Annotated in this window: 15 protein-coding genes and 1 pseudogene; 13 read left to right on the plus strand and 3 right to left on the minus strand. The window is 72.8% G+C overall.

What is annotated here, in order from left to right; all coding sequences use genetic code 11:
* On the plus strand, positions 1 to 1500 hold the full coding sequence (gene hflX, locus IH44_RS0104070; protein WP_030457991.1) for a GTPase HflX: 1500 nt from the start codon (positions 1 to 3) through the stop codon (positions 1498 to 1500).
* A 110-nt stretch (positions 1501 to 1610) separates the two neighbouring features.
* Here hflX and IH44_RS0104075 read toward each other — a convergent pair whose 3' ends face one another.
* Together IH44_RS0104075 and IH44_RS46190 are read right to left on the minus strand one after the other, a co-directional pair.
* Positions 1611 to 2774 (minus strand): serine protease, encoded by a 1164-nt coding sequence (locus IH44_RS0104075; protein WP_035953859.1) that lies wholly within the window; start codon positions 2772 to 2774, stop codon positions 1611 to 1613.
* Between the two features lie 80 nt (positions 2775 to 2854).
* A complete protein-coding gene (locus tag IH44_RS46190; protein WP_157852088.1) occupies positions 2855 to 4009 on the minus strand; it encodes a serine protease in 1155 nt (384 codons plus the stop codon).
* Positions 4010 to 4263: 254 nt separating this feature from the next.
* Here IH44_RS46190 and IH44_RS0104085 point away from each other — a divergent pair, with 254 nt between their 5' ends.
* Genes IH44_RS0104085 through IH44_RS0104105 form a run of 5 tightly spaced genes read left to right on the plus strand, consistent with a single transcriptional unit; the run spans position 4264 to position 11875 of the window.
* Positions 4264 to 6024: an IucA/IucC family siderophore biosynthesis protein gene (locus IH44_RS0104085; RefSeq protein WP_051816533.1), complete on the plus strand. Its 1761-nt coding sequence runs from the start codon at positions 4264 to 4266 to the stop codon at positions 6022 to 6024.
* On the plus strand, positions 6021 to 6578 hold the full coding sequence (locus IH44_RS0104090) for a GNAT family N-acetyltransferase (RefSeq protein WP_030457995.1): 558 nt from the start codon (positions 6021 to 6023) through the stop codon (positions 6576 to 6578). The genes IH44_RS0104085 and IH44_RS0104090 overlap by 4 nt, the downstream gene beginning before the upstream one ends.
* Positions 6579 to 6584: 6 nt before the next feature.
* A complete protein-coding gene (locus IH44_RS0104095; RefSeq protein ID WP_030457996.1) occupies positions 6585 to 8012 on the plus strand; it encodes a lysine N(6)-hydroxylase/L-ornithine N(5)-oxygenase family protein in 1428 nt (475 codons plus the stop codon).
* Complete coding sequence (locus IH44_RS0104100) at positions 7993 to 9771, plus strand: IucA/IucC family siderophore biosynthesis protein (RefSeq protein ID WP_369794892.1); 1779 nt, start codon at positions 7993 to 7995, stop codon at positions 9769 to 9771. Before IH44_RS0104095 ends, IH44_RS0104100 begins: the two co-directional genes overlap by 20 nt.
* A 13-nt stretch (positions 9772 to 9784) precedes the next feature.
* Positions 9785 to 11875 (plus strand): ATP-dependent DNA helicase, encoded by a 2091-nt coding sequence (locus tag IH44_RS0104105; protein WP_232794812.1) that lies wholly within the window; start codon positions 9785 to 9787, stop codon positions 11873 to 11875.
* Between the two features lie 60 nt (positions 11876 to 11935).
* On the opposite strand, the gene lexA is transcribed toward IH44_RS0104105, so the two are convergent.
* Complete coding sequence (lexA, locus tag IH44_RS0104110; protein WP_232794816.1) at positions 11936 to 12661, minus strand: transcriptional repressor LexA; 726 nt, start codon at positions 12659 to 12661, stop codon at positions 11936 to 11938.
* A gap of 440 nt (positions 12662 to 13101) precedes the next feature.
* Between lexA and nrdR the strand changes: the two genes are divergently transcribed.
* The 7 genes and pseudogenes from nrdR (at position 13102) to IH44_RS0104135 (ending at position 19644) form a co-directional block, all read left to right on the plus strand.
* Complete coding sequence (nrdR, locus tag IH44_RS0104115; RefSeq protein WP_030458000.1) at positions 13102 to 13578, plus strand: transcriptional regulator NrdR; 477 nt, start codon at positions 13102 to 13104, stop codon at positions 13576 to 13578.
* Between the two features lie 219 nt (positions 13579 to 13797).
* Positions 13798 to 16671, plus strand: coding sequence for a vitamin B12-dependent ribonucleotide reductase (locus IH44_RS0104120; protein WP_030458001.1), 2874 nt, complete (start codon positions 13798 to 13800; stop codon positions 16669 to 16671).
* 202 nt (positions 16672 to 16873) lie between these two features.
* Positions 16874 to 17197 (plus strand): DUF1883 domain-containing protein, encoded by a 324-nt coding sequence (locus IH44_RS49615; protein WP_157852090.1) that lies wholly within the window; start codon positions 16874 to 16876, stop codon positions 17195 to 17197.
* Between the two features lie 19 nt (positions 17198 to 17216).
* Positions 17217 to 17450: pseudogene (locus tag IH44_RS49620) on the plus strand (toll/interleukin-1 receptor domain-containing protein); the annotation flags it as partial.
* A gap of 163 nt (positions 17451 to 17613) precedes the next feature.
* The gene (locus tag IH44_RS46200; RefSeq protein WP_051816534.1) at positions 17614 to 18345 is read left to right on the plus strand and encodes a hypothetical protein; all 732 of its coding nucleotides are present in this window, start codon (positions 17614 to 17616) and stop codon (positions 18343 to 18345) included.
* Between the two features lie 22 nt (positions 18346 to 18367).
* On the plus strand, positions 18368 to 18796 hold the full coding sequence (locus IH44_RS0104130) for a hypothetical protein (protein ID WP_030458003.1): 429 nt from the start codon (positions 18368 to 18370) through the stop codon (positions 18794 to 18796).
* Positions 18797 to 18885: 89 nt separating this feature from the next.
* A complete protein-coding gene (locus tag IH44_RS0104135; RefSeq protein WP_030458004.1) occupies positions 18886 to 19644 on the plus strand; it encodes an SDR family oxidoreductase in 759 nt (252 codons plus the stop codon).
* The last annotated feature ends 17 nt before the right edge of the window (positions 19645 to 19661 follow it).

Raw genomic sequence — 19661 nt, forward strand, 5'->3', positions numbered from 1 at the left:
ATGACCTCCACGTTCGACAGCCGCACCCGATCGAGCGAGTCCGCCAGCCGACTCGCCGACCTCAAGGCGGAAGCCCTGATGGACGAGGACCTCGCGGCGATCGACGAGGGCCTCGGCAACTACGACGGAGAGCAGTACGACCGCTCCGAGCGCGCCGCGCTCCGGCGCGTGAGCGGACTCTCCACCGAACTGCAGGACGTCACCGAAGTCGAGTACCGCCAGCTCCGCCTGGAGCGCGTGGTGCTCGTCGGCGTGTGGACGGACGGCACGCTGGAGGAGGCGGAGAACTCGATGGCCGAGCTCGCCGCCCTCGCCGAGACGGCCGGCTCCGAAGTCCTGGACGGCGTGATCCAGCGCCGCGACAAGCCCGACGCGGCCACCTACATCGGCTCCGGCAAGGCCAAGGAGCTGCGCGACATCGTCGCCTCCACCGGCGCCGACACCGTGGTCTGCGACGGTGAGCTGACGCCCGGTCAGCTGATCCACCTGGAGGACGTGGTCAAGGTCAAGGTGGTCGACCGCACCGCCCTGATCCTGGACATCTTCGCCCAGCACGCCAAGTCCCGGGAGGGCAAGGCGCAGGTCTCGCTCGCGCAGATGCAGTACATGCTGCCGCGCCTGCGCGGCTGGGGTCAGTCGCTGTCCCGGCAGATGGGTGGCGGTGGCTCCGGCTCCTCGGGCGGCGGCATGGCCACCCGCGGTCCCGGTGAGACCAAGATCGAGACCGACCGGCGGCGGATCCGCGAGAAGATGGCGAAGCTCCGCAAGGAGATCGCCGACATGAAGAAGGGCCGCGACACCAAGCGGCAGGAGCGGCGGCGCAACCACGTCCCGTCGGTGGCCATCGCCGGGTACACCAACGCGGGCAAGTCCTCGCTGCTCAACCGGCTCACCGGGGCCGGCGTCCTGGTGGAGAACGCGCTGTTCGCCACCCTGGACCCGACGGTCCGCCGGGCCGAGACCCCGAGCGGCCGGCTCTACACGCTGGCCGACACGGTCGGCTTCGTCCGGCACCTGCCGCACCACCTGGTCGAGGCGTTCCGCTCCACCATGGAGGAGGTCGCCGACGCCGACCTCATCCTGCACGTGGTGGACGGCTCGCACCCCGAGCCGGAGACCCAGCTCGCCGCCGTCCGCGAGGTGATCGTCTCGGTCGACGCGCAGAACGTGCCGGAGATCGTGGTGATCAACAAGGCCGACGCGGCGGACCCGCTGGTCCTCCAGCGCCTGCTGCGCCGCGAGCCGCACGCCCTGGTGGTGTCGGCCCGCAGCGGCCAGGGCATCGAGGAACTGCTCGCCCTGATCGACCGGGAACTGCCCCGCCCCGCGGTGGAGGTCAAGGCCCTGGTCCCCTATACCCGCGGCGACCTGGTCTCCCGGGTGCACGCGGAGGGCGAGCTGATCTCCACCGAGCACACGGCGGACGGCACCCTGCTGCACGCCAAGGTGGCGGCCGTGCTGGCCGGCGAGCTGGAGCGGTACGCGGTCGTCGCGGCCTGACGGCACCGGTACCGGCACCCGCTACCCGCCGTAGCGGACGAAGCCGTAGCGAACGGGCGGGCGGCGCACCCTGCGAGGGGTGCGCCGCCCGCCCGTCGGCGTTCCGGCGGCTACCGGTTGCCCGACTCCTTGGCCAGGAAGGCGTCGAACATCTTCTTGGCGTCCGGCCCGAGGGTCGGGCCGGCCTGCCAGCGGTTGCCGTTGTCGCCGATCGAGACGTTGGAGAACAGCACCGGCTTGCCGTTCTGCCGGGTGATCCAGCCGCCGCCGGAGGAACCGCCGGTCATGCTGCAGCCGATGGCCAGCATCGGCGGGCGCGAGCGGTCGAAGACGAACGGGGTGAGCTTGGCGGTGGAGTCGCAGTGCTCCAACTCCTCGCCGTCGTACGGCTTCCCGGCCGGGTAGCCGTACGCCTTGGGCGCGGTGATGTCCTCCGGCTTGGCGTTGAACAGGATCGGCACCGAGCTGCCGACGGTCTCCTCCAGCGAGATGTTCGAGCCGTCCAGCGAGGCCACCCGGATCACCGCGAAGTCGAACTGGTTGGCCGCGGTGCCCACCAGGTTGCCCTCCTGGGTCCACTGCGGCATCACCAGCATGTCGGTGGCCAGCCAGCGGCCGAGCGGGGCGACCTCCTCCCAGGTGGCGTTCTGGCCCTTGCCGTTGCTGGTGACGCCGGTGCGGTTGTAGCTGGGCGCGAACATCAGCTTGGTGAAGTAGCCCTTGCCCTTGCCGCCGTGGGCGCAGTGCGCGGCCGTCCACACCAGGTTGCTCCGGCCGGGGTTGCCCGGGTCGGCGACCACGGTGCCCGAGCAGACCGCGGTGCCCTCGTCGCTCTCGAAGAAGATCTTGCCGATCACGGCGGTGTCCGCACCGTACGGGTGCGGCTGGGCCTTGGCCTGGACGACGGACGGGAAGACCACGTCCCGGATCGAGGGGGCCTTCTCGTCCGGGGCGATCGAGGTGGTCTTCTTCGGGTCGGCGGGCTTCTTCTTGTTCCAGAAGCTCTTGATCGCCTCGATGTCCTCCGGCTTGAAGCCGTTCTTGGACGCCCACTTCTTCCAGTCGTCGGCGTTCCAGTTCGGCGCCTGGGAGAGGAAGTTCTGCAGGTCGCCGATGTCCACGGAGTCCTTCGACCCGGACGCCGAGGACTTGACGGGCGGCGGCGACGGGACCGGCTTCTGGGAGCAGGCGGCGGTGGTGACGGCGAGCACCGTCACCAGGGCGGCCGCGGCCGCGCTCCGGACTCGGCGCGCTATGCGGTGCTGGTCGGTCATGGGTGTTCCCCCGTGGTCGGTGTCGGAATGGGTGCGGAGTCGGGGCCGGGGCCGGGCCGGACGGAGGCGGCCGGCGGCGGTCACTTCCGGGAGATGTAGTCGAGCGCCTGGCGGGCCACGTCCTCCAGGTAGGGCCCGTTCAGGGCGGTGTGCGCCGGGGTGCCGATCGAGGTGTTGCTGACCAGCCGCTGGCGGCCGTCCGGGCCGTCGGCGAACCAGCCGCCGCCCGACGCGCCGGCCGTCATGGTGCAGCCGATCACCAGCATCGGGGGCCGGGCCGGGTCGAAGCTACGCGAGCCCGGCCGGCCGGAGTCGCAGCGCTCCAACTCCTGCCCGTCGAACGGCGCGAGGGCCGGGTACCCCCAGGCCTGGATCGCCAACTGCTCGCGCGGGGCGTCGAACCACACCGGCACGGCAGTGCCGACGGCCTCCTCCAGCGAGCGGGTCTCGCCCTCCGGGCCGCGCACCTTGACCACCGCGAAGTCGTACTGGTTCGCGGCGCCCCCGCCCTTGGTGCCCTCGGTGGTCCACAGCGGCGAGGTGATCACCTTGTCGGCCCACCACTGCCCGAGCGGGGCGACCTCGGCGAGCGTCGCCTTCCGGTGGTCGCTGGCCGCGCCGGAGCTGTTGTAGGCCGGGACGAACACCAGGTTCCGGTACCAGTCGCCGCCCTTGCCCTCGTGCACGCAGTGCGCGGCCGTCCACACCAGGTTGCTCTTCCCCGGGTGCGCCGGGTCGGCGACCACGGTGGCCGAGCACTGGCCGGTGCCGCCGTTCGGCGCGGTCATGAAGACCTTCCCGGACGCCGGGTAGCTGGTGTACGGGCGCGGCACCGGCTGCGCGGCCACCGGCGGCGGCGCGGCGGGGGAGGGGGACGCGGTGGCCGGGCCGGACGCGGGCCCGCTCTCCGGCCCGCTCGCCGGCGCGCTCGCCGAGGTGCTCACCGGGAGCGACGGCGACGGCGCGGCGGACGGTCCGTCCGGGGCCGGGGCGGGCTGCTGCGGCGGGGCCTGGTCCATCTTCTCGGCGCTCCACAGGCCCGGCACCGCCGGGTTGCGGAAGCCGTGGTGCTGCGCCCAGCGGTCCCACTCGGCGTACCCCCACTGCTTCAACTCGGCGAAGCTGCGCGGCGCCCCGTCGTCCCCGCCGCCGCCGGTCGAGGTGCAGGCGCTCGTCCCGCCCGCCACCACGGCGGCCGCGGACAGCAGGGCCACCACCCCCCGTGCCCTCACCATCAACCCCCCAGAACGGACCGACTCCCCGGGACAGTCTTCCATCCGGGTCCGACGCGGCGGACGGGCGGTGCCCCTGCCGTTGACGTCCGGACACCGAACCGTGATGGTGACGGTCCGTCAGGATGCCGCCCGCTCACACCTGGGGGTGAGGGATCGCCCGAAACTCACCGGAACGAGTGAGCCGTCCTTGTGCCCGGCGGTGGTGGACAGGCAACCCTTACCCGTAGGCAGTCACGCGGCTACAAGGAGCGGATTTGGCCAGCACCCTCACCGGCGTCCCCCCGGCCGCCCGGCCGGCGGCCGGGCACCCCACCCCGGACCCGCTGCTCGACCCCGACCCGGCCGTGGCCGCCGAACACGCCGCCACCGAGAGCCTGTTGCGCTGCTGGGCCCGGGAGACCGCGGCCGAGCGCCCGGACGGCGACCTGCTGCGGATCCCGGTGCTCGGCGGCGCCGCGCAGCTGTCCGCGCCGGTGCGGCACTGGTCGGCCTGCGGCTGGCACCGGTTCGGCCCGGCCACCGTCTCCACCGGCACCGCCGAGCACCCGGTCGACGCGGTCACCGTCGCCGCCCTGGTGGCCGGCGCCACCGGCCGCCCCGAACCCGGCCAACTCGCCGACCTGACCGCCCGGGTGGCCGACTCCTCGGCCCGCACCGCGGAGATCCTCGCCCACCGCCGGGCCGCCCCCGCCGCCCCCGCCGACCCGTTCCTGCGCGCCGAGCAGGCCCTGCTGCTCGGCCACCCGCTGCACCCCACCCCGAAGAGCCGCGACGGCCTCGGCCCCGCCCAGTCCGCCGCGTACTCCCCGGAGCTGCACGGCAGCTTCCGGCTGCACTGGTGGGCCGTGCACCGCTCGCTGCTGGCCGGCGACTCCGCCGCCGGCACCCCCGTCGAGCAGCTCACCGCCGGGCTGTACGGCCGCCCGCTGCCCGCCGACACGGCCGTCCTGCCGCTGCACCCCTGGCAGGCCCGCGAACTGGTGCTCCGCCCGGCCGTCGCCGACCTGCTCGAACAGGGCCTGCTCACCGACCTCGGCCAGCACGGCGAGCCCTGGCACCCCACCAGCTCGGTGCGCACCGTCTGCCGCCCCGGCACCCCGTGGATGCTCAAGCTCTCGCTCGGCCTGCGGATCACCAACTCCCGCCGGGAGAACCTCCGCAAGGAACTGCACCGGGGCGCCGAGGTGCACCGCCTGCTGGAGTCCGGCCTGGCCGCCGAGTGGCGGGCCGCCCACCCCGGCTTCGACATCGTCCGCGACCCGGCCTGGATCGGCGTCGACCACCCCGCGCTCGGCGAACCCAACGGCCTGGACACCGTGCTGCGGCAGCTGCCGTTCGGGCCCGCCGACCGGGCGCTGTGCGTGGCCGGACTGGTCGCCGAACGGCCGCTGGACCGGCTCGGCTCGCAACTGGCGGACGTCCTCGACGAGTTGGCCGCCCGCACCGGCCGCCCGGTGCCGACCGTCGCCACCGAGTGGTTCCTGCGCTACCTGGACACCGTCGTCCTGCCGATCCTCTGGCTGGACGGGCGGGCCGGCATCGCGCTGGAGGCCCACCAGCAGAACAGCCTGGTCCTGCTGGACCCCCAGGGCTGGCCCGCCGGCGGCCGCTACCGCGACAACCAGGGCTACTACTTCCGCGCCTCGCACGCCGACCGGCTGCACGAGCGGCTGCCCGGACTCGGCGCGCACAGCGACACCTTCGTGCCCGACGCGGTCGCCGACGAGCGCTTCGCCTACTACCTCGGCATCAACCACGTGCTCGGCCTGATCGGCGCCTTCGGCTCCCAGGGCCTCGCCGACGAGCAGCTGCTGCTGGCCGCGCTGCGCCGCTTCCTGGCCGGCCCCGCCGCCACCGCCACCGGCTCCGCGCTGCCCGCCCACCTGCTGGACGCGCCCACCCTGCGCTGCAAGGCCAACCTGCTCACCCGGCTGCACGGCCTGGACGAACTGGTCGGCCCGGTCGAGACCCAGTCGGTGTACGTCGAGATCGACAACCCGGTGGCCCGGGCGTGATCCCGGAGACCGGGACGATACCCACCGCGGCCGGTGAACTCGTCCTGCCCACCGTGCGGTTGGACGCCGACCTGGAGCTGCTCACCGGCTGGATGAACGACCCGGACACCGACCGCTGGTGGGCCCTCGCCGGCCCGCCGCGGACCACCGCCGACCACCTCGCCGCCCAGCTCGACGGCGACGGCCGCAGCCGCCCCGTCCTGGCCCTGCTCGACGGCACGCCCACCGGCTACTTCGAGCTGTACCGGGCCGACCTCGACCCGCTGGCCGCGCACTACCCCGCCCGCCCGCACGACCTGGGCGTGCACCTGCTGCTGGCCCCCGCCGCCCGCGGCCGGGGCCTGGCCGCCCCGCTGCTCGACGCGATCGCCACCCGGCTGCTGCGGCGCGAACCCCGCTGCACCCGGGTGCTCGCCGAACCCGACGTCCGCAACACGCCCTCCGTCCGGGCGTTCGCGCGCGCCGGGTTCGACCGCGTCGCCGACCTCGACCTGCCCGACAAGCGCGCCGCCCTGATGATCCGCCGGCGCGCCGACACCCCCGCGGACACCTAGGACGACATGACCTCCCACGACGACACGGCGGGCCGGCCGCCCGAGCCGTACGACCTGATCGGCGTCGGCATCGGCCCGTTCAACCTCTCGCTGGCCGCGCTCGCCGACCGGGCCGAGACCGTCAGCGCGCTGTTCCTCGACGCCAGGCCCGAGTTCCGCTGGCACCCCGGCATGCTCGTCGACGGCGCCCGGATGCAGGTCCCGTTCCTGGCCGACCTGGTCACCCTGGTCGACCCGACCAACCCGTGGTCGTTCCTCAACTACCTGCGCGACCAGCAGCGGCTGTTCCCGTTCTACTTCGGCGAGCGCTTCCAACTGCCCCGCCGCGAGTACGACCACTACTGCCGGTGGGCCGCCGACCGGCTCCCGAACTGCCGCTTCGGCAGCCCCGTCACCGCCGTCCACTGGGACGCCGAGGAGCGGCTCTACCTGGTGCACGCCGCCGGCGCGGTGCACCGGGCCCGCCACCTCGTGCTCGGCACCGGCACCGAACCCGTCCGCCCCGCGGCCTTCGCCCCGCTGGACCGCCACCCCGCCGTGCTGCACTCCGCCGACTACCTGACCCGGCGCCGCGCCCTGGACGCCGCCCGGGACGTCACGGTGGTCGGATCCGGCCAGTCCGGCGCCGAGGTCTTCCTCGACCTGCTGCGCCACCGGGCCGGCGACGGCACCCGGCTGCGCTGGCTCACCCGCACCCGGGCGATCGCCCCGATGGAGTACTCCAAGCTCGGCCTGGAGCAGTTCACCCCCGACTACACCCGCTACTTCCACGGCCTGCCCGCCGAGGTCCGGGACGCCCTCGTCCCCGCCCAGTGGCAGCTGCACAAGGCCGCCAGCGCCGAGACCCTCGCCGAGATCCACGACCACCTGTACGAGCGCACCGTCGGCCGCCCGATCGACGCCGAACCCGTCGAGATCCTCCCCGGCACCGCCGTCACCGAGGCCGCCCAGGGCCCCGGCGGCGACCTCGAACTGCACTGCCGGCACGGCGACTCCGGCCGCCGCCACCTGGTCCGCACCGACGCCGTGGTGCTCGCCACCGGCTACCGCGCGGTGCGCCCCGCCGCCCTCGACCCGATCGCCGACCTGATCGACTGGGACGAGCAGGGCCGCTACCGGGTCGACCTCGACCACCGGGTCGCCACCCGGCCGGAACTCACCGGCGGTCTGTACGTCCAGAACGCCGAGCTGCACACTCACGGTGTCGGCACCCCGGACCTCGGGCTCGGCGCGCACCGCGCCGCCGTGATCCTCAACGCCGTCGCGGGCAAGACCCTCCACCCGCTGCCCCACCGCACCGCCTGGACGACGTTCCTCCCGCCCTCCGCCCCAGCATTCGCCCCGCCCGCCGCCCCCGGACCCGCACCCGCCCCGCAGCCGGCGGTGCTCCCACGACCCCAGGAAGGAACCGAGCGTGCCGCAGCCAGCCGCTGACCCCGTGCTCCACCTGCCACCCCAGCTCACCACCGGGCACTGGCAGGCCGCCGGACGGGACATGCTCGCCAAACTGCTCGGCGAATTCGCCTACGAGGAACTGCTCCACCCGCAGCCCGACGGCGACGGCCGCTACCTGCTGCGCCTCCCCGACGCCGACTACCGGTTCGCCGCCCGCCGCGGCGCGTACGGCAGCTGGCGGGTCGAGCCGGCCTCGATCGAGGGCGGCGACGACCCGCTGCGCTTCCTCCAGCAGGCCCGGCACGTCCTCGGGGCGAGCGGCGACACCACCGGCCACCTGGTCCGCGAACTCACCGCCACCCTGATCGCCGACGCCCACCTGCGGGCCACCGCGCTGACCGCCGCCGAACTCGCCGACCTCGACCACGTCGCCCTGGAGGGCCGGCAGACCGGCCACCCGTGGATCGTCGCCAACAAGGGCCGGCTCGGCTTCTCCGCCACCGACGCGGCCGGCTGGACCCCGGAGGCCCGGCTGCCCCGCCCGCTGCCCTGGCTCGCCGTGCACAAGAGCCTGGCCGAGTTCCGCGGTGACCCGACCGTCTACGACACCGAGCTCGACCCCGCCTTCCGCACCCAACTCGGCGAGCGAGCCGACGAGTTCTGGCTGCTCCCGGTGCACCCCTGGCAGTGGGACGAGACCGTGGTCGGCCTGTTCGCGCCGTGGATCGCCGACGGCCGGATCATCCCGCTGCCCAGCGACGGCGACCTGCGGCTGCCCCAGCAGTCCATCCGCTCCTTCTTCAACCTCAGCCGCCCCGACCGCTGCACCGTCAAACTGCCGCTCGCCATCCTCAACACCCTGGTCTGGCGCGGCCTGCCCACCGAACGCGCCCTCGCCGCGCCCGCCGTCACCGCCTGGATCCACCACCTGCGCGACACCGACCCGTACCTGCGCGACGAGTGCCGGGTGATCCTGCTCGGCGAGATCGCCTCGGTCACCGTCGAGCACCCGCTGTACCGGGACCTGCCCGACGCGCCCTACCAGTACAAGGAACTGCTCGGCGCGATCTGGCGCGAACCGCTCGGCCGGTACCTGGAACCCGGCGAGCGGGCCCGCACCCTGGCCGCGCTGCTGCAGACCGGCTCCGACGGGCGGGCGCTGACCGCCGAACTCGTCGCCCGCTCCGGCCTGGAGCCCCGGGAGTGGGTGCGCCGGCTGTTCGCCGCGATGCTGCCGCCGCTGCTGCACTTCCTGTACCGCTACGGCCTGGTGTTCTCCCCGCACGGCGAGAACGCCATCGTGGTCTTCGACCGCGACGACGTCCCGGTCCGGCTCGCCGTCAAGGACTTCGTCGACGACGTCAACCTCAGCGACCGGCCGCTGCCCGAACTCGCCGGCCTGCCCGCGGAGATCGCCGACGTGCTCAACCGGGAGGACCCGGACTACCTCTGCCAGTTCCTGCACTCCGGCCTGTTCATCGGCGTCCACCGCTACCTCGCCCCGCTGCTGGAGGACCAACTCGACCTGCCGGAAGCGGAGTTCTGGGAACTGCTGCGCGCCGAGATCCTCGACTGCCAGCGCCGATTCCCCGAACTCGCCGACCGGCACCGGCTGTTCGACCTGTTCAAGCCCCGGATCGACCGGCTCTGCCTGAACCGCAACCGCCTGCTGCTCGACGGCTACCGGGACCGCCCCGACCGCCCGCACGCCGCCGTGCACGGCCAGGTCGACAACCCGCTGCACAGCACCGCCCACCTCCCCGCCCAGCGGGTCCGGGTTGTCAGTCCGGCCCCGTAGGCTGGGGGGCGTCATGACGAACGACACCATCGAACCCCTGCCCGGCGGCCCGGAGACGGCCGAGCCCCCCGCGCCGGTCCCCGCCTCCCGCCTCCCCGAGCTGCTGCACGCCGCCGTCGCCGCCGTCGGCGGCACGGAGCGGCCCGGGCAGGTCCGGATGGCCGAAGCCGTCTCCGCCGCCGTCGACGAGGGCGAGCACCTGCTCGTCCAGGCCGGCACCGGCACCGGAAAGTCCCTCGCCTACCTGGTGCCCGCCCTCGCCCACGGCGACCGGGTGGTCGTCGCCACCGCGACGCTCGCCCTGCAGCGCCAGCTGGTCGAACGGGACCTGCCGCGCACCGTCGAGGCCCTGCACCCGGTGCTGCGCCGCCGCCCGCTGTTCGCCATGCTCAAGGGCCGCTCCAACTACCTGTGCCTGCACCGCGCCAACGAGGGCACCCCGAGCGACGAGGGCGAGGGCCTGTTCGACCCGGTCGACGCGCTCGGCGGCCCCACCGGCAAGCTCGGCCAGGACGTGCTCCGGCTGCGCGAGTGGGCCGAGGAGACCGAGACGGGCGACCGCGACGACCTCACCCCCGGCGTCTCCGACAAGGCCTGGGCCCAGCTCGCCGTCACCTCCAAGGAGTGCCTGGGCGCCTCCCGCTGCGCCTACGGCGAGGAGTGCTTCGCCGAGCAGGCCCGCGAGCGCGCCAAGCTGGCCGACGTGGTGGTCACCAACCACGCCATGCTGGCGATCGACGCGATCGAGGGCGCCCCCGTGCTGCCCGAGCACGGCCTGCTGATCATCGACGAGGCGCACGAGCTGGTGAACCGGGTCACCGGCGCGGCCACCGCCGAGCTCACCGTCGGCGCGGTCAACCGGGCGGTCAAGCGCGCCGCCAAGCTCGCCAACGAGAAGGCGGTGGACGCCCTCCAGGCCGCCGCCGAGAACTTCCACGGCCTGATGGAGACCGCCCAGCCCGGCCAGGTCGACGAGCTCCCCGAGTACCTCGGCTACGCGGTGGCCGGCATCCGGGACGCCTGCCGCCAGGTGATCACCTCGCTCGGCGAGACCCGCGACAAGGGCCTCACCGACGAGGACGCCGTCCGCAAGCAGGCGATGGCCTCCGCCGAGACGCTGCACGAGACCGCGGACCGGCTGCTCACCGGCTCCGAGTACGACGTGATCTGGATCGAGCGCTCCGACCGCTACGGCCTGGGCACCGCCTCGCTGCGGGTCGCCCCGCTGTCGGTCTCCGGCCTGCTCCGGGAGAACCTCTACAAGGACCGCTCGGTCGTCCTCACCTCGGCCACCCTCAAGCTCGGCGGGGACTTCAACGGCGTCGCCGCCTCGCTCGGCCTGCCCGGCGAGACCAGGCTCCCCGACCACCGCACCCCCGACGGGCCCGCCGCCGAGACGGGCGAGGACGCCCCGCCGTACTGGCGCGGCCTGGACGTCGGCTCCCCGTTCACCTACCCCAAGCAGGGCATCCTCTACGTCGCCAAGCACCTCCCGCCGCCCGGCCGGGAGCCCGACCGGCCCGAGATGCTGGACGAGCTCACCGAGCTGATCGGCGCGGCCGGCGGCCGCACGCTCGGCCTGTTCTCCTCGATGCGGGCCGCCCAGACCGCCGCCGAGCAGCTCCGCGAACGCCTCGACGTGCCGATCCTGCTCCAGGGCGAGGACACCCTCGGTGAGCTCATCAAGGCGTTCGCCGCCGACGCCGAGACCTGCCTGTTCGGCACCCTGTCGCTCTGGCAGGGCGTCGACGTGCCCGGTTCCGCCTGCCAGCTCGTCGTGATGGACCGCATCCCCTTCCCGCGGCCCGACGACCCGCTGATGAGCGCCCGGCAGAAGGACGTCGAGGCGCACGGCGGCAACGGCTTCATGGCCGTCGCGGCGACGCACGCCGCGCTGCTGATGGCGCAGGGCGCGGGCCGGCTGGTCCGGGCCGCCGACGACAAGGGCATCGTCGCGGTCCTCGACCCGCGGCTGGCCACCGCCCGCTACGGCGGCTTCTTCCGCTCCTCCATGCCGGACTTCTGGTACACCACCGACCGCAACCAGGTCCGCCGCTCGCTGGCCGCGATCGACGCCGCGGCCCCGCCGGTCAAGCAGCGCTGAGCGCACGCGAAGGGGCCGGTCCCGCAGAGCGGGACCGGCCCCTTCGCGTTGCTGCCGCGTTCAGAGGCGGCGCAGCACCGCCACCACCTTGCCGAGGATCGTCGCGTTGTCGCCCGGGATCGGCTCGTACGCCGCGTTGTGCGGCATCAGCCAGATCTTGCCGTCCTCGCGCTTGAGCCGCTTCACCGTCGCCTCGCCGTCGATCATCGCCGCGACGATGTCCCCGTTCTCGGCCACCGGCTGCTTGCGGACCGTCACCCAGTCGCCGTCGCAGATCGCCGCGTCGACCATCGAGTCGCCCTTCACCGTCAGCGCGAACAGCTCGCCCTCGCCGACCAGTTGGCGGGGCAGCGGGAACACGTCCTCGACGGTCTGCTCGGCCAGGATCGGGCCGCCGGCCGCGATCCGGCCGACCAGCGGCACGTAGGAGGTGGACGGCCGGCCGGAGGTCTCCGCCGCGGCCGGGCGGGCCACCTCGACGCCGCGGACCTCGTAGGCGCGCGGACGGTGCGGGTCGCGCCGCAGGAAGCCCTTGCGCTCCAGCGCCATCAGCTGGTGCGCGACCGAGGAGGTGGAGGACAGGCCGACGGCCTGGCCGATCTCGCGCATGGACGGCGGGTAGCCGCGGCGCTGGACGGAGTCCCTGATCACTTCGATGACCCGGCGCTGACGCTCGGTCAGGCCGGCCTCGTCGGTGCGGATGCCGGGCGGGCGGCCGGGGAGGGAGCGGACGACGGGAACGGGCGCACCGAGCGGGGACTCCTCGATCGGCTGACTACGGCTCATGGCCTGGTCCATGCTCTCCTGGTCAGCGGTGCGCGCGGAACGCTCCTGCACCGGGATGGCGGTCTTGGCTTCGGCGGTGTGCATGACGCCGGTGGCGCTGGGGGTGGACATCGCGGCGGACCCTCTCGTCGGGCTGGTGCTCCATCTGCCCAGCTCAACTGGCCCCTCTATCGAAAGGTTGCGCCAAACACACGTTCGAGTGAACTTATTCGAGGTTGGCTGACTTGATCAAGCCTCCGGGTGTAAGTCGATTGCATGTTCGACTCGAACAGTCTATGGCGCGGCCCCGCGGCCTGTCTCCGGAACCGGCGGGTTCACTCGGCGTGGCGGCGTGCCAGCCACTAGATCTAGTGGCTAGTCTCCTCGATCGGGCACAGGTGTTGTGTTCGGGTAGAGTGTTGCGAGTTGTTCGCCGTCGGGTTGCAGGGAGGGAGTTCCAGGTGCACTGCCCCTTCTGCCGGCATCAGGACAGCAGAGTCGTGGACAGTCGGGCCAGCGACGACGGGTGCTCGATCCGCCGCCGCCGGCAGTGCCCCGACTGCGGCCGGCGGTTCACCACCGTCGAGACCGCCACCCTGATGGTGATCAAGCGCAGCGGCGTCACCGAGCCCTTCTCCCGCGAGAAGGTCATCTCCGGCGTCCGCAAGGCCTGCCAGGGCCGCCCGGTCACCGAGGACGCGCTGGCCCAGCTCGGCCAGCGGGTCGAGGAGTGCGTCCGGGCCAGCGGCAGCGCCGAACTCTCGACGCACGACGTCGGATTGGCCATACTCGGGCCCCTGAAGGAACTGGACGTGGTGGCGTACCTGCGGTTCGCCTCCGTCTACCGCGCGTTCGACAACCTCGAGGACTTCGAGGCCGCGATCGCGGAGCTGCGTTCCGGCCGGCCCGCGGTCCCCGAGCCGGTGCCCGTGCCCTAACGGCCCGCACCGGTCACCCCCCGTTTTTCCCGTTTCCGCATTTCCACGTTTTCGCGTTTTCCAGCAGTCAGCAGCAGCCAGCAGTAGTCACCGGCCGTGCCGGTAGTGCCGTGCGCCGTGGCGGGGTTCCCCCCTGCCCGCGTGCGGACGGAACGAACCAGTCGTGCCCGGACTTTTTCGGGCACTTCGGGCGTTTGCCCAGGAGGAGGAGCAGGAGCAGTGACAGACACCACGAGCGGGTCCGCACGAGGGTCGAAGTCGGACAAGGCCGCGAAGGGAGCCAAGGCCCCCAAGGCCGGGCTGCGGCTGGAGCGCATCTACACCACCCCCGGGGTCCACCCGTACGACGCCGTCACCTGGCAGCGCCGTGACGTCGTGATGACCAACTGGCGCGACGGCTCGATCAACTTCGAGCAGCGCGGCGTCGAGTTCCCCGACTTCTGGTCGGTCAACGCGGTCAACATCGTCACCAGCAAGTACTTCCGCGGCGCGGTCGGCACCCCGCAGCGCGAGTGGAGCCTGAAGCAGATCATCGACCGGGTGGTGCTGACCTACCGCGCCGCCGGCGAGAAGCACGGCTACTTCGCGTCCCCGGACGACGCCGAGGTGTTCGAGCACGAGCTGACCCACGCCCTCCTCCACCAGGTGTTCAGCTTCAACTCGCCGGTCTGGTTCAACGTCGGCACCCAGCAGCCCCAGCAGGTCTCGGCCTGCTTCATCCTGTCCGTCGACGACTCCATGGAGTCGATCCTCGACTGGTACAAGGAAGAGGGCATGATCTTCAAGGGCGGCTCCGGCGCCGGCCTGAACCTCTCCCGGATCCGCTCCTCCAAGGAACTGCTCTCCTCCGGCGGCAACGCCTCCGGCCCGGTCTCCTTCATGCGCGGCGCCGACGCCTCGGCCGGCACCATCAAGTCCGGCGGCGCGACCCGCCGGGCCGCCAAGATGGTCGTGCTGGACGTCGACCACCCGGACGTCGAGGCCTTCATCGAGACCAAGGTGAAGGAGGAGGAGAAGATCCGCGCGCTGCGCGACGCCGGGTTCGACATGGACCTGGGCGGCGACGACATCACCTCCGTCCAGTACCAGAACGCCAACAACTCGGTCCGCGTGAACGACGAGTTCATGACCGCGGTGGAGAACGGCACCTCCTTCGGCCTGCGCGGCCGCAAGACCGGCGAGGTCATCGAGACCGTCGACGCCAAGGGCCTGTTCCGCAAGATGGCCGAGGCCGCGTGGGCCTGCGCCGACCCGGGCATCCAGTACGACTCGGTGATCAACCACTGGCACACCTGCCCCGAGTCCGGCCGGATCAACGCCTCCAACCCGTGCTCCGAGTACATGCACCTGGACAACTCCAGCTGCAACCTCGCCTCGCTGAACCTGATGAAGTTCCTCCGCGACGACGACTCCTTCGACGCGCGGACCTTCGCCAAGGTGGTCGAGCTGGTCATCACCGCGATGGACATCTCGATCTGCTTCGCCGACTTCCCGACCGAGAAGATCGGCGAGACCACCCGCGCCTACCGCCAGCTCGGCATCGGCTACGCCAACCTCGGCGCCCTGCTGATGGCCACCGGCCACGCCTACGACTCCGCCGGCGGCCGCGCCCTGGCCGGCGCGATCACCTCGCTGATGACCGGCACCGCCTACCGCCGCTCCGCCGAACTCGCCGGCGTGGTCGGCCCGTACGACGGCTACGCCCGCAACGCCGCCCCGCACCGCCGGGTCATGCAGCAGCACGCCGACGCCTCGGCCGCCGTCGCCCCGCTGGACGACCTGGACACCCCGGTCTGGGCGGTCGCCAACGACACCTGGGCGGACGTGGTCCGGCTCGGCGGGCAGAACGGTTTCCGCAACGCGCAGGCCTCGGTGCTGGCCCCGACCGGCACCATCGGCCTGATGATGGACTGCGACACCACCGGCGTCGAACCCGACCTGGCCCTGGTCAAGTTCAAGAAGCTGGTCGGCGGCGGCTCGATGCAGATCGTCAACGGCACCGTCCCGCGCGCCCTGGGGCGCCTGGGCTACCAGGACGAGCAGGTCGAGGCGATCGTCGCGCACATCGCCGAGCACGGGAACGTCATCGACGCGCCCGGCCTGAAGACCGCCCACTACGAGGTGTTCGACTGCGCGATGGGCGAGCGGTCGATCTCCCCGATGGGCCACGTCCGGATGATGGCCGCGATCCAGCCGTGGATCTCCGGCGCCATCTCCAAGACCGTCAACATGCCGGAGAACGCCACCGTCGAGGACGTCGAGGAGATCTACTTCGAGGCGTGGAAGCTCGGCGTCAAGGCGCTGGCGATCTACCGCGACAACTGCAAGGTCGGCCAGCCGCTCTCGGCCAAGACCAAGACCCCGGCGGCCGCTTCGGCCCCCGCCCCGGCCCCCGCGGTGGAGAAGGTCGTCGAGTACCGGCCGACCCGCAAGCGCCTGCCCAAGGGCCGCCCCGGCATCACCACCTCCTTCACGGTCGGCGGCGCCGAGGGCTACATGACCGCCAACTCCTACCCGGACGACGGCCTCGGCGAGGTCTTCCTCAAGATGTCCAAGCAGGGCTCGACCCTCGCGGGCATGATGGACGCCTTCTCCATCGCCGTCTCGGTCGGCCTGCAGTACGGCGTCCCGCTGGAGACGTACGTCGCCAAGTTCACCAACATGCGCTTCGAGCCGGCCGGCCTGACCGACGACCCCGACGTGCGGATGGCGCAGTCCATCGTGGACTACATCTTCCGCCGCCTGGCCCTCGACTTCCTGCCCTTCGAGACCCGCTCCGCGCTGGGCATCCACTCCGTCGAGGAGCGCACCCGGCACCTGGAGACCGGCTCCTACGAGCCGACCGAGGACGACCTCGACATCGAGTCGCTGGCCCAGTCCGCCCCGCTCGCCCCGGAGAAGCCGCACGTCGCCCTCCCGGTCGTCGAGCAGCCCAAGGCCGCCCCGGCCGCCCACAACTCGACCGAACTCGCCGAGATCCGCCTCGGCCTGAACGCCGACGCCCCGCTCTGCTTCTCCTGCGGCACCAAGATGCGCCGCGCCGGCAGCTGCTACCTCTGCGAGGGCTGCGGCTCCACCAGCGGCTGCAGCTGACCCCGGTCGGAATCGCATCCGCTGCAACATTTGCGACAGGCAGATGAAGTAAGTCATGCCTGATCAGAGGGGCGTCAGTCTTGCGCTGGCGCCCCTCCCCGCAGCGGCCGGCCCGGGGATGCACCGGTTGTCTGAGCGCACGCAACGACGTTGCATCTGGCGCAACACCCAGAGGTCCCCTGTGCATGTGCAGAGGGCAACCATGAACTTCGTAGTTCACGACCTGGGACGGCAACCCAAGGGCGCCGTCGCAGTGATCAACCTGTCCGGTAGCGCGGCGAATGTCCGTCTCATGGACCCGAGTAACTACCGCTCCTACAAAAGCGGTGGTCGCCACAAGTACTTCGGAGGCTTGGCGACTCGGTCTCCGGTGCGGCTGGCTATCCCGAGTGACGGACAGTGGTACGTAACCGTCGACATGGCCGGTCTCAGAGGAAATGTTCGTTCCTCGGTCCGTATGGAACGGCCACCGCTCCCTGCGCTCCCGCCGATTCAGCAGGGGCCGCTCGCGCAGATTCAGACATGAACCACTGCCCACAGAAGTCATGGACGAGTCGGTGCGGGAGGTGTTCATCTCTCATGCGAGCGAGGACAAGGCGGATGTGGCGACCCCGCCGGCTCGATGCTTGCAGGACGCCGGCGTGTCGGTGTGGCTGGATGTTCTGGAGTTGAAGATCGGGGACAGCCTCCGACGCAGGACCGATCAAGGGCTTGCCCGCAGTGCGTTCGGTGTCGTGATTTTCTCGCGTGCGTTCTTCGAGAAGGGTTGGACGCGGTACGAGCTCGACGGGATCGTGACCGGCGGAGCAATGACCGGAGTGTTGCGTACCTGCGGGACGTCGCCGTCCGGGTTGGTCGGGATGGTGCCGGGACCGGTCGAAGGGCTGAGGAGAGGGCTGAAAACCCGTACCCCGCCCGGTGCCCGGGCCGCACAATGCCCGGATGGACAAGAGCACGGACAGCCGGCTGGAACTGCGGGTCGAGGCGCTGCGCGACCCGGGGCGGGACCAGCTCCGGCCGGTCGTCGACGGGCGGGACGTGCTGGCCACCGGCTTCCCCCGGCTCCCGGCGCACAGCGCCAGGGTGCTGCTCGGGCCGTACAGCCCGCTGCTGCCCGGCCCCGTCCCCCGGGAGGTCCAGCTGGCCCGGGCCGGGTGCAGCGAAGAGTGCTGCGGCGCGCTGTACGTGACGGTGCGCCAGGAGGGCGGCGCCGTGGTCTGGGACGGCTGGCGCAACCCCGACCTCCCGGGTCTGGACCTGCCCGCGTACCGGTTCGACGCCGGGCGGTACCTCGCGGAGGTCGAGCGCGCGGGCCGCGGAGTCGAGAGCTGGCCCGCGCGCTCCGTCGGACGCCTGCTGGAGGACGCGCTAGTCCGGCGCCCGGAGCTGCTGGCCGCCTGGCAGTGCGAGCTGGACGCCGTGTGGACCGGCCCGGGGCACCCCGACCGGGTGGACCTCGTGTTCTGGTACCCGGCCCGGCCCGGGGACCGCGGCGACGAGCCCTGGCTGCAGTTCCTCGCCGAACTCCCCCTCCCGGCCGGTGAGCCGGATGCCCTGGCCGCAGCCCTGGTCGAGCGCGTCGCCACTACCGACCCGCGCACCTGGGCACGGGTCTGCGGCAGCTCCGCCCCGTACGCGGAGGCGCTCGGCCGCACGTGGCCGGAGGAGCTGTGACGCGGGCCGGTACCCTCCGGGCATGCTGCTGACCGAAGTGCTGCTGTCCTCCGGCCGTTCGATCCGCCTCGACGAGGTGCGGATGTCCGCCACGTACGGGGGCATGCTGGAGGGCTACCCGTGCCGCCGGGTCAACGACCGGAGCGTCAAGCACCTGCGGGACGCCGCCGCGCGGCAGTACCCGTCGCTGCCGGTGCACCTGGTGGAGCCGGTGCGGGAGCACCCGGAGGACGGGATCCGGGGAGGGCTGGGGCCGGAGGAGTGGCTGCCCGCGGTGCGGTGCGTCGGCCTGTTCAGCAGCCACCCGGTCGTCGGCCGGGCGGACGCCGACTTCTCGCAGCTGGTGGTGGCCTGGTACCAGCCGGGCCCGGAGCTGTCCGGGCTGGTGGAGAGCGTGCCGGGGCTGGCCGGGCTGCCCTGGGAGGAGCTGGCCGCGGACCGCGAGTACTGAGCCGCCCTTCCCCCGGCCGCGCGGGCCGGGCTGCCGGTGGCGCCGGTGGCGGGCAGGCTGGGGGAGTGGCGGAGCAGAGGGGTGACGCGATGCGGCCGATACTCGTGACGGGCGGGACGGGGACCCTGGGGCGCGTGGTGGTGCGCCGGCTGCTGGCGCGGGGCTGTCCGGTGCGGGTGCTGAGCCGGCAGGCGCACACGCCGGGGGAGCACGGCTGGGCGGTGGGCGACCTGGTGACCGGCCGCGGCCTGGAGGCGGCGCTGTCCGGTGCGGGGACGGTGGTGCACTGCGCGACCACCAACGGGAAGCGGGACGTCGCGGCCACCCGGCGGCTGGTGGAGGCGGCGGGCGGCGCCGGGGTCTCGCACCTGCTGTACGTGTCGATCGTCGGGGTGGACCGGGTGCCGCTCGGCTACTACCGGACGAAGGCGGAGTGCGAGCGGCTGGTGGCGGAGTCCGGCCTGGGGTGGACGGTGCTGCGGGCCACCCAGTTCCACGACCTGCTGCTGCGGGTGCTGGAGGGCCTGTCGAAGGCCCCGGTGCTGGTGGTGCCGCGCGGGGTGGCGTTCCAGCCGGTGGACGTGCGGGACGTCGCGGAGCGGTTGGCGCAGCTGGCCGAGGGGGCTCCGGCGGGGCGGGCGGCCGACTTCGGCGGGCCGGAGGTGCGGGCGGTGGAGGCGCTGGCGGCGGAGTTCCTGCGGGCCCGGGGCCGGCGGCGGCCGGTGTTGCGGGCGCCGGTGCCGGGCCGGGCGGTGAGGGCGCTGCGGGCGGGCGGGAACCTGGCGCCGGGGCGTGCGGCGGGCCGGATCACCTTCGCTGAGTTCCTGGCGGAGCGCCGTCCGTCCTGACCCTCCCCGGGTGTCAA

It is taken from the genome of Kitasatospora sp. NRRL B-11411 (assembly GCF_000721345.1).
Lineage (GTDB): Bacteria > Actinomycetota > Actinomycetes > Streptomycetales > Streptomycetaceae > Kitasatospora > Kitasatospora cineracea.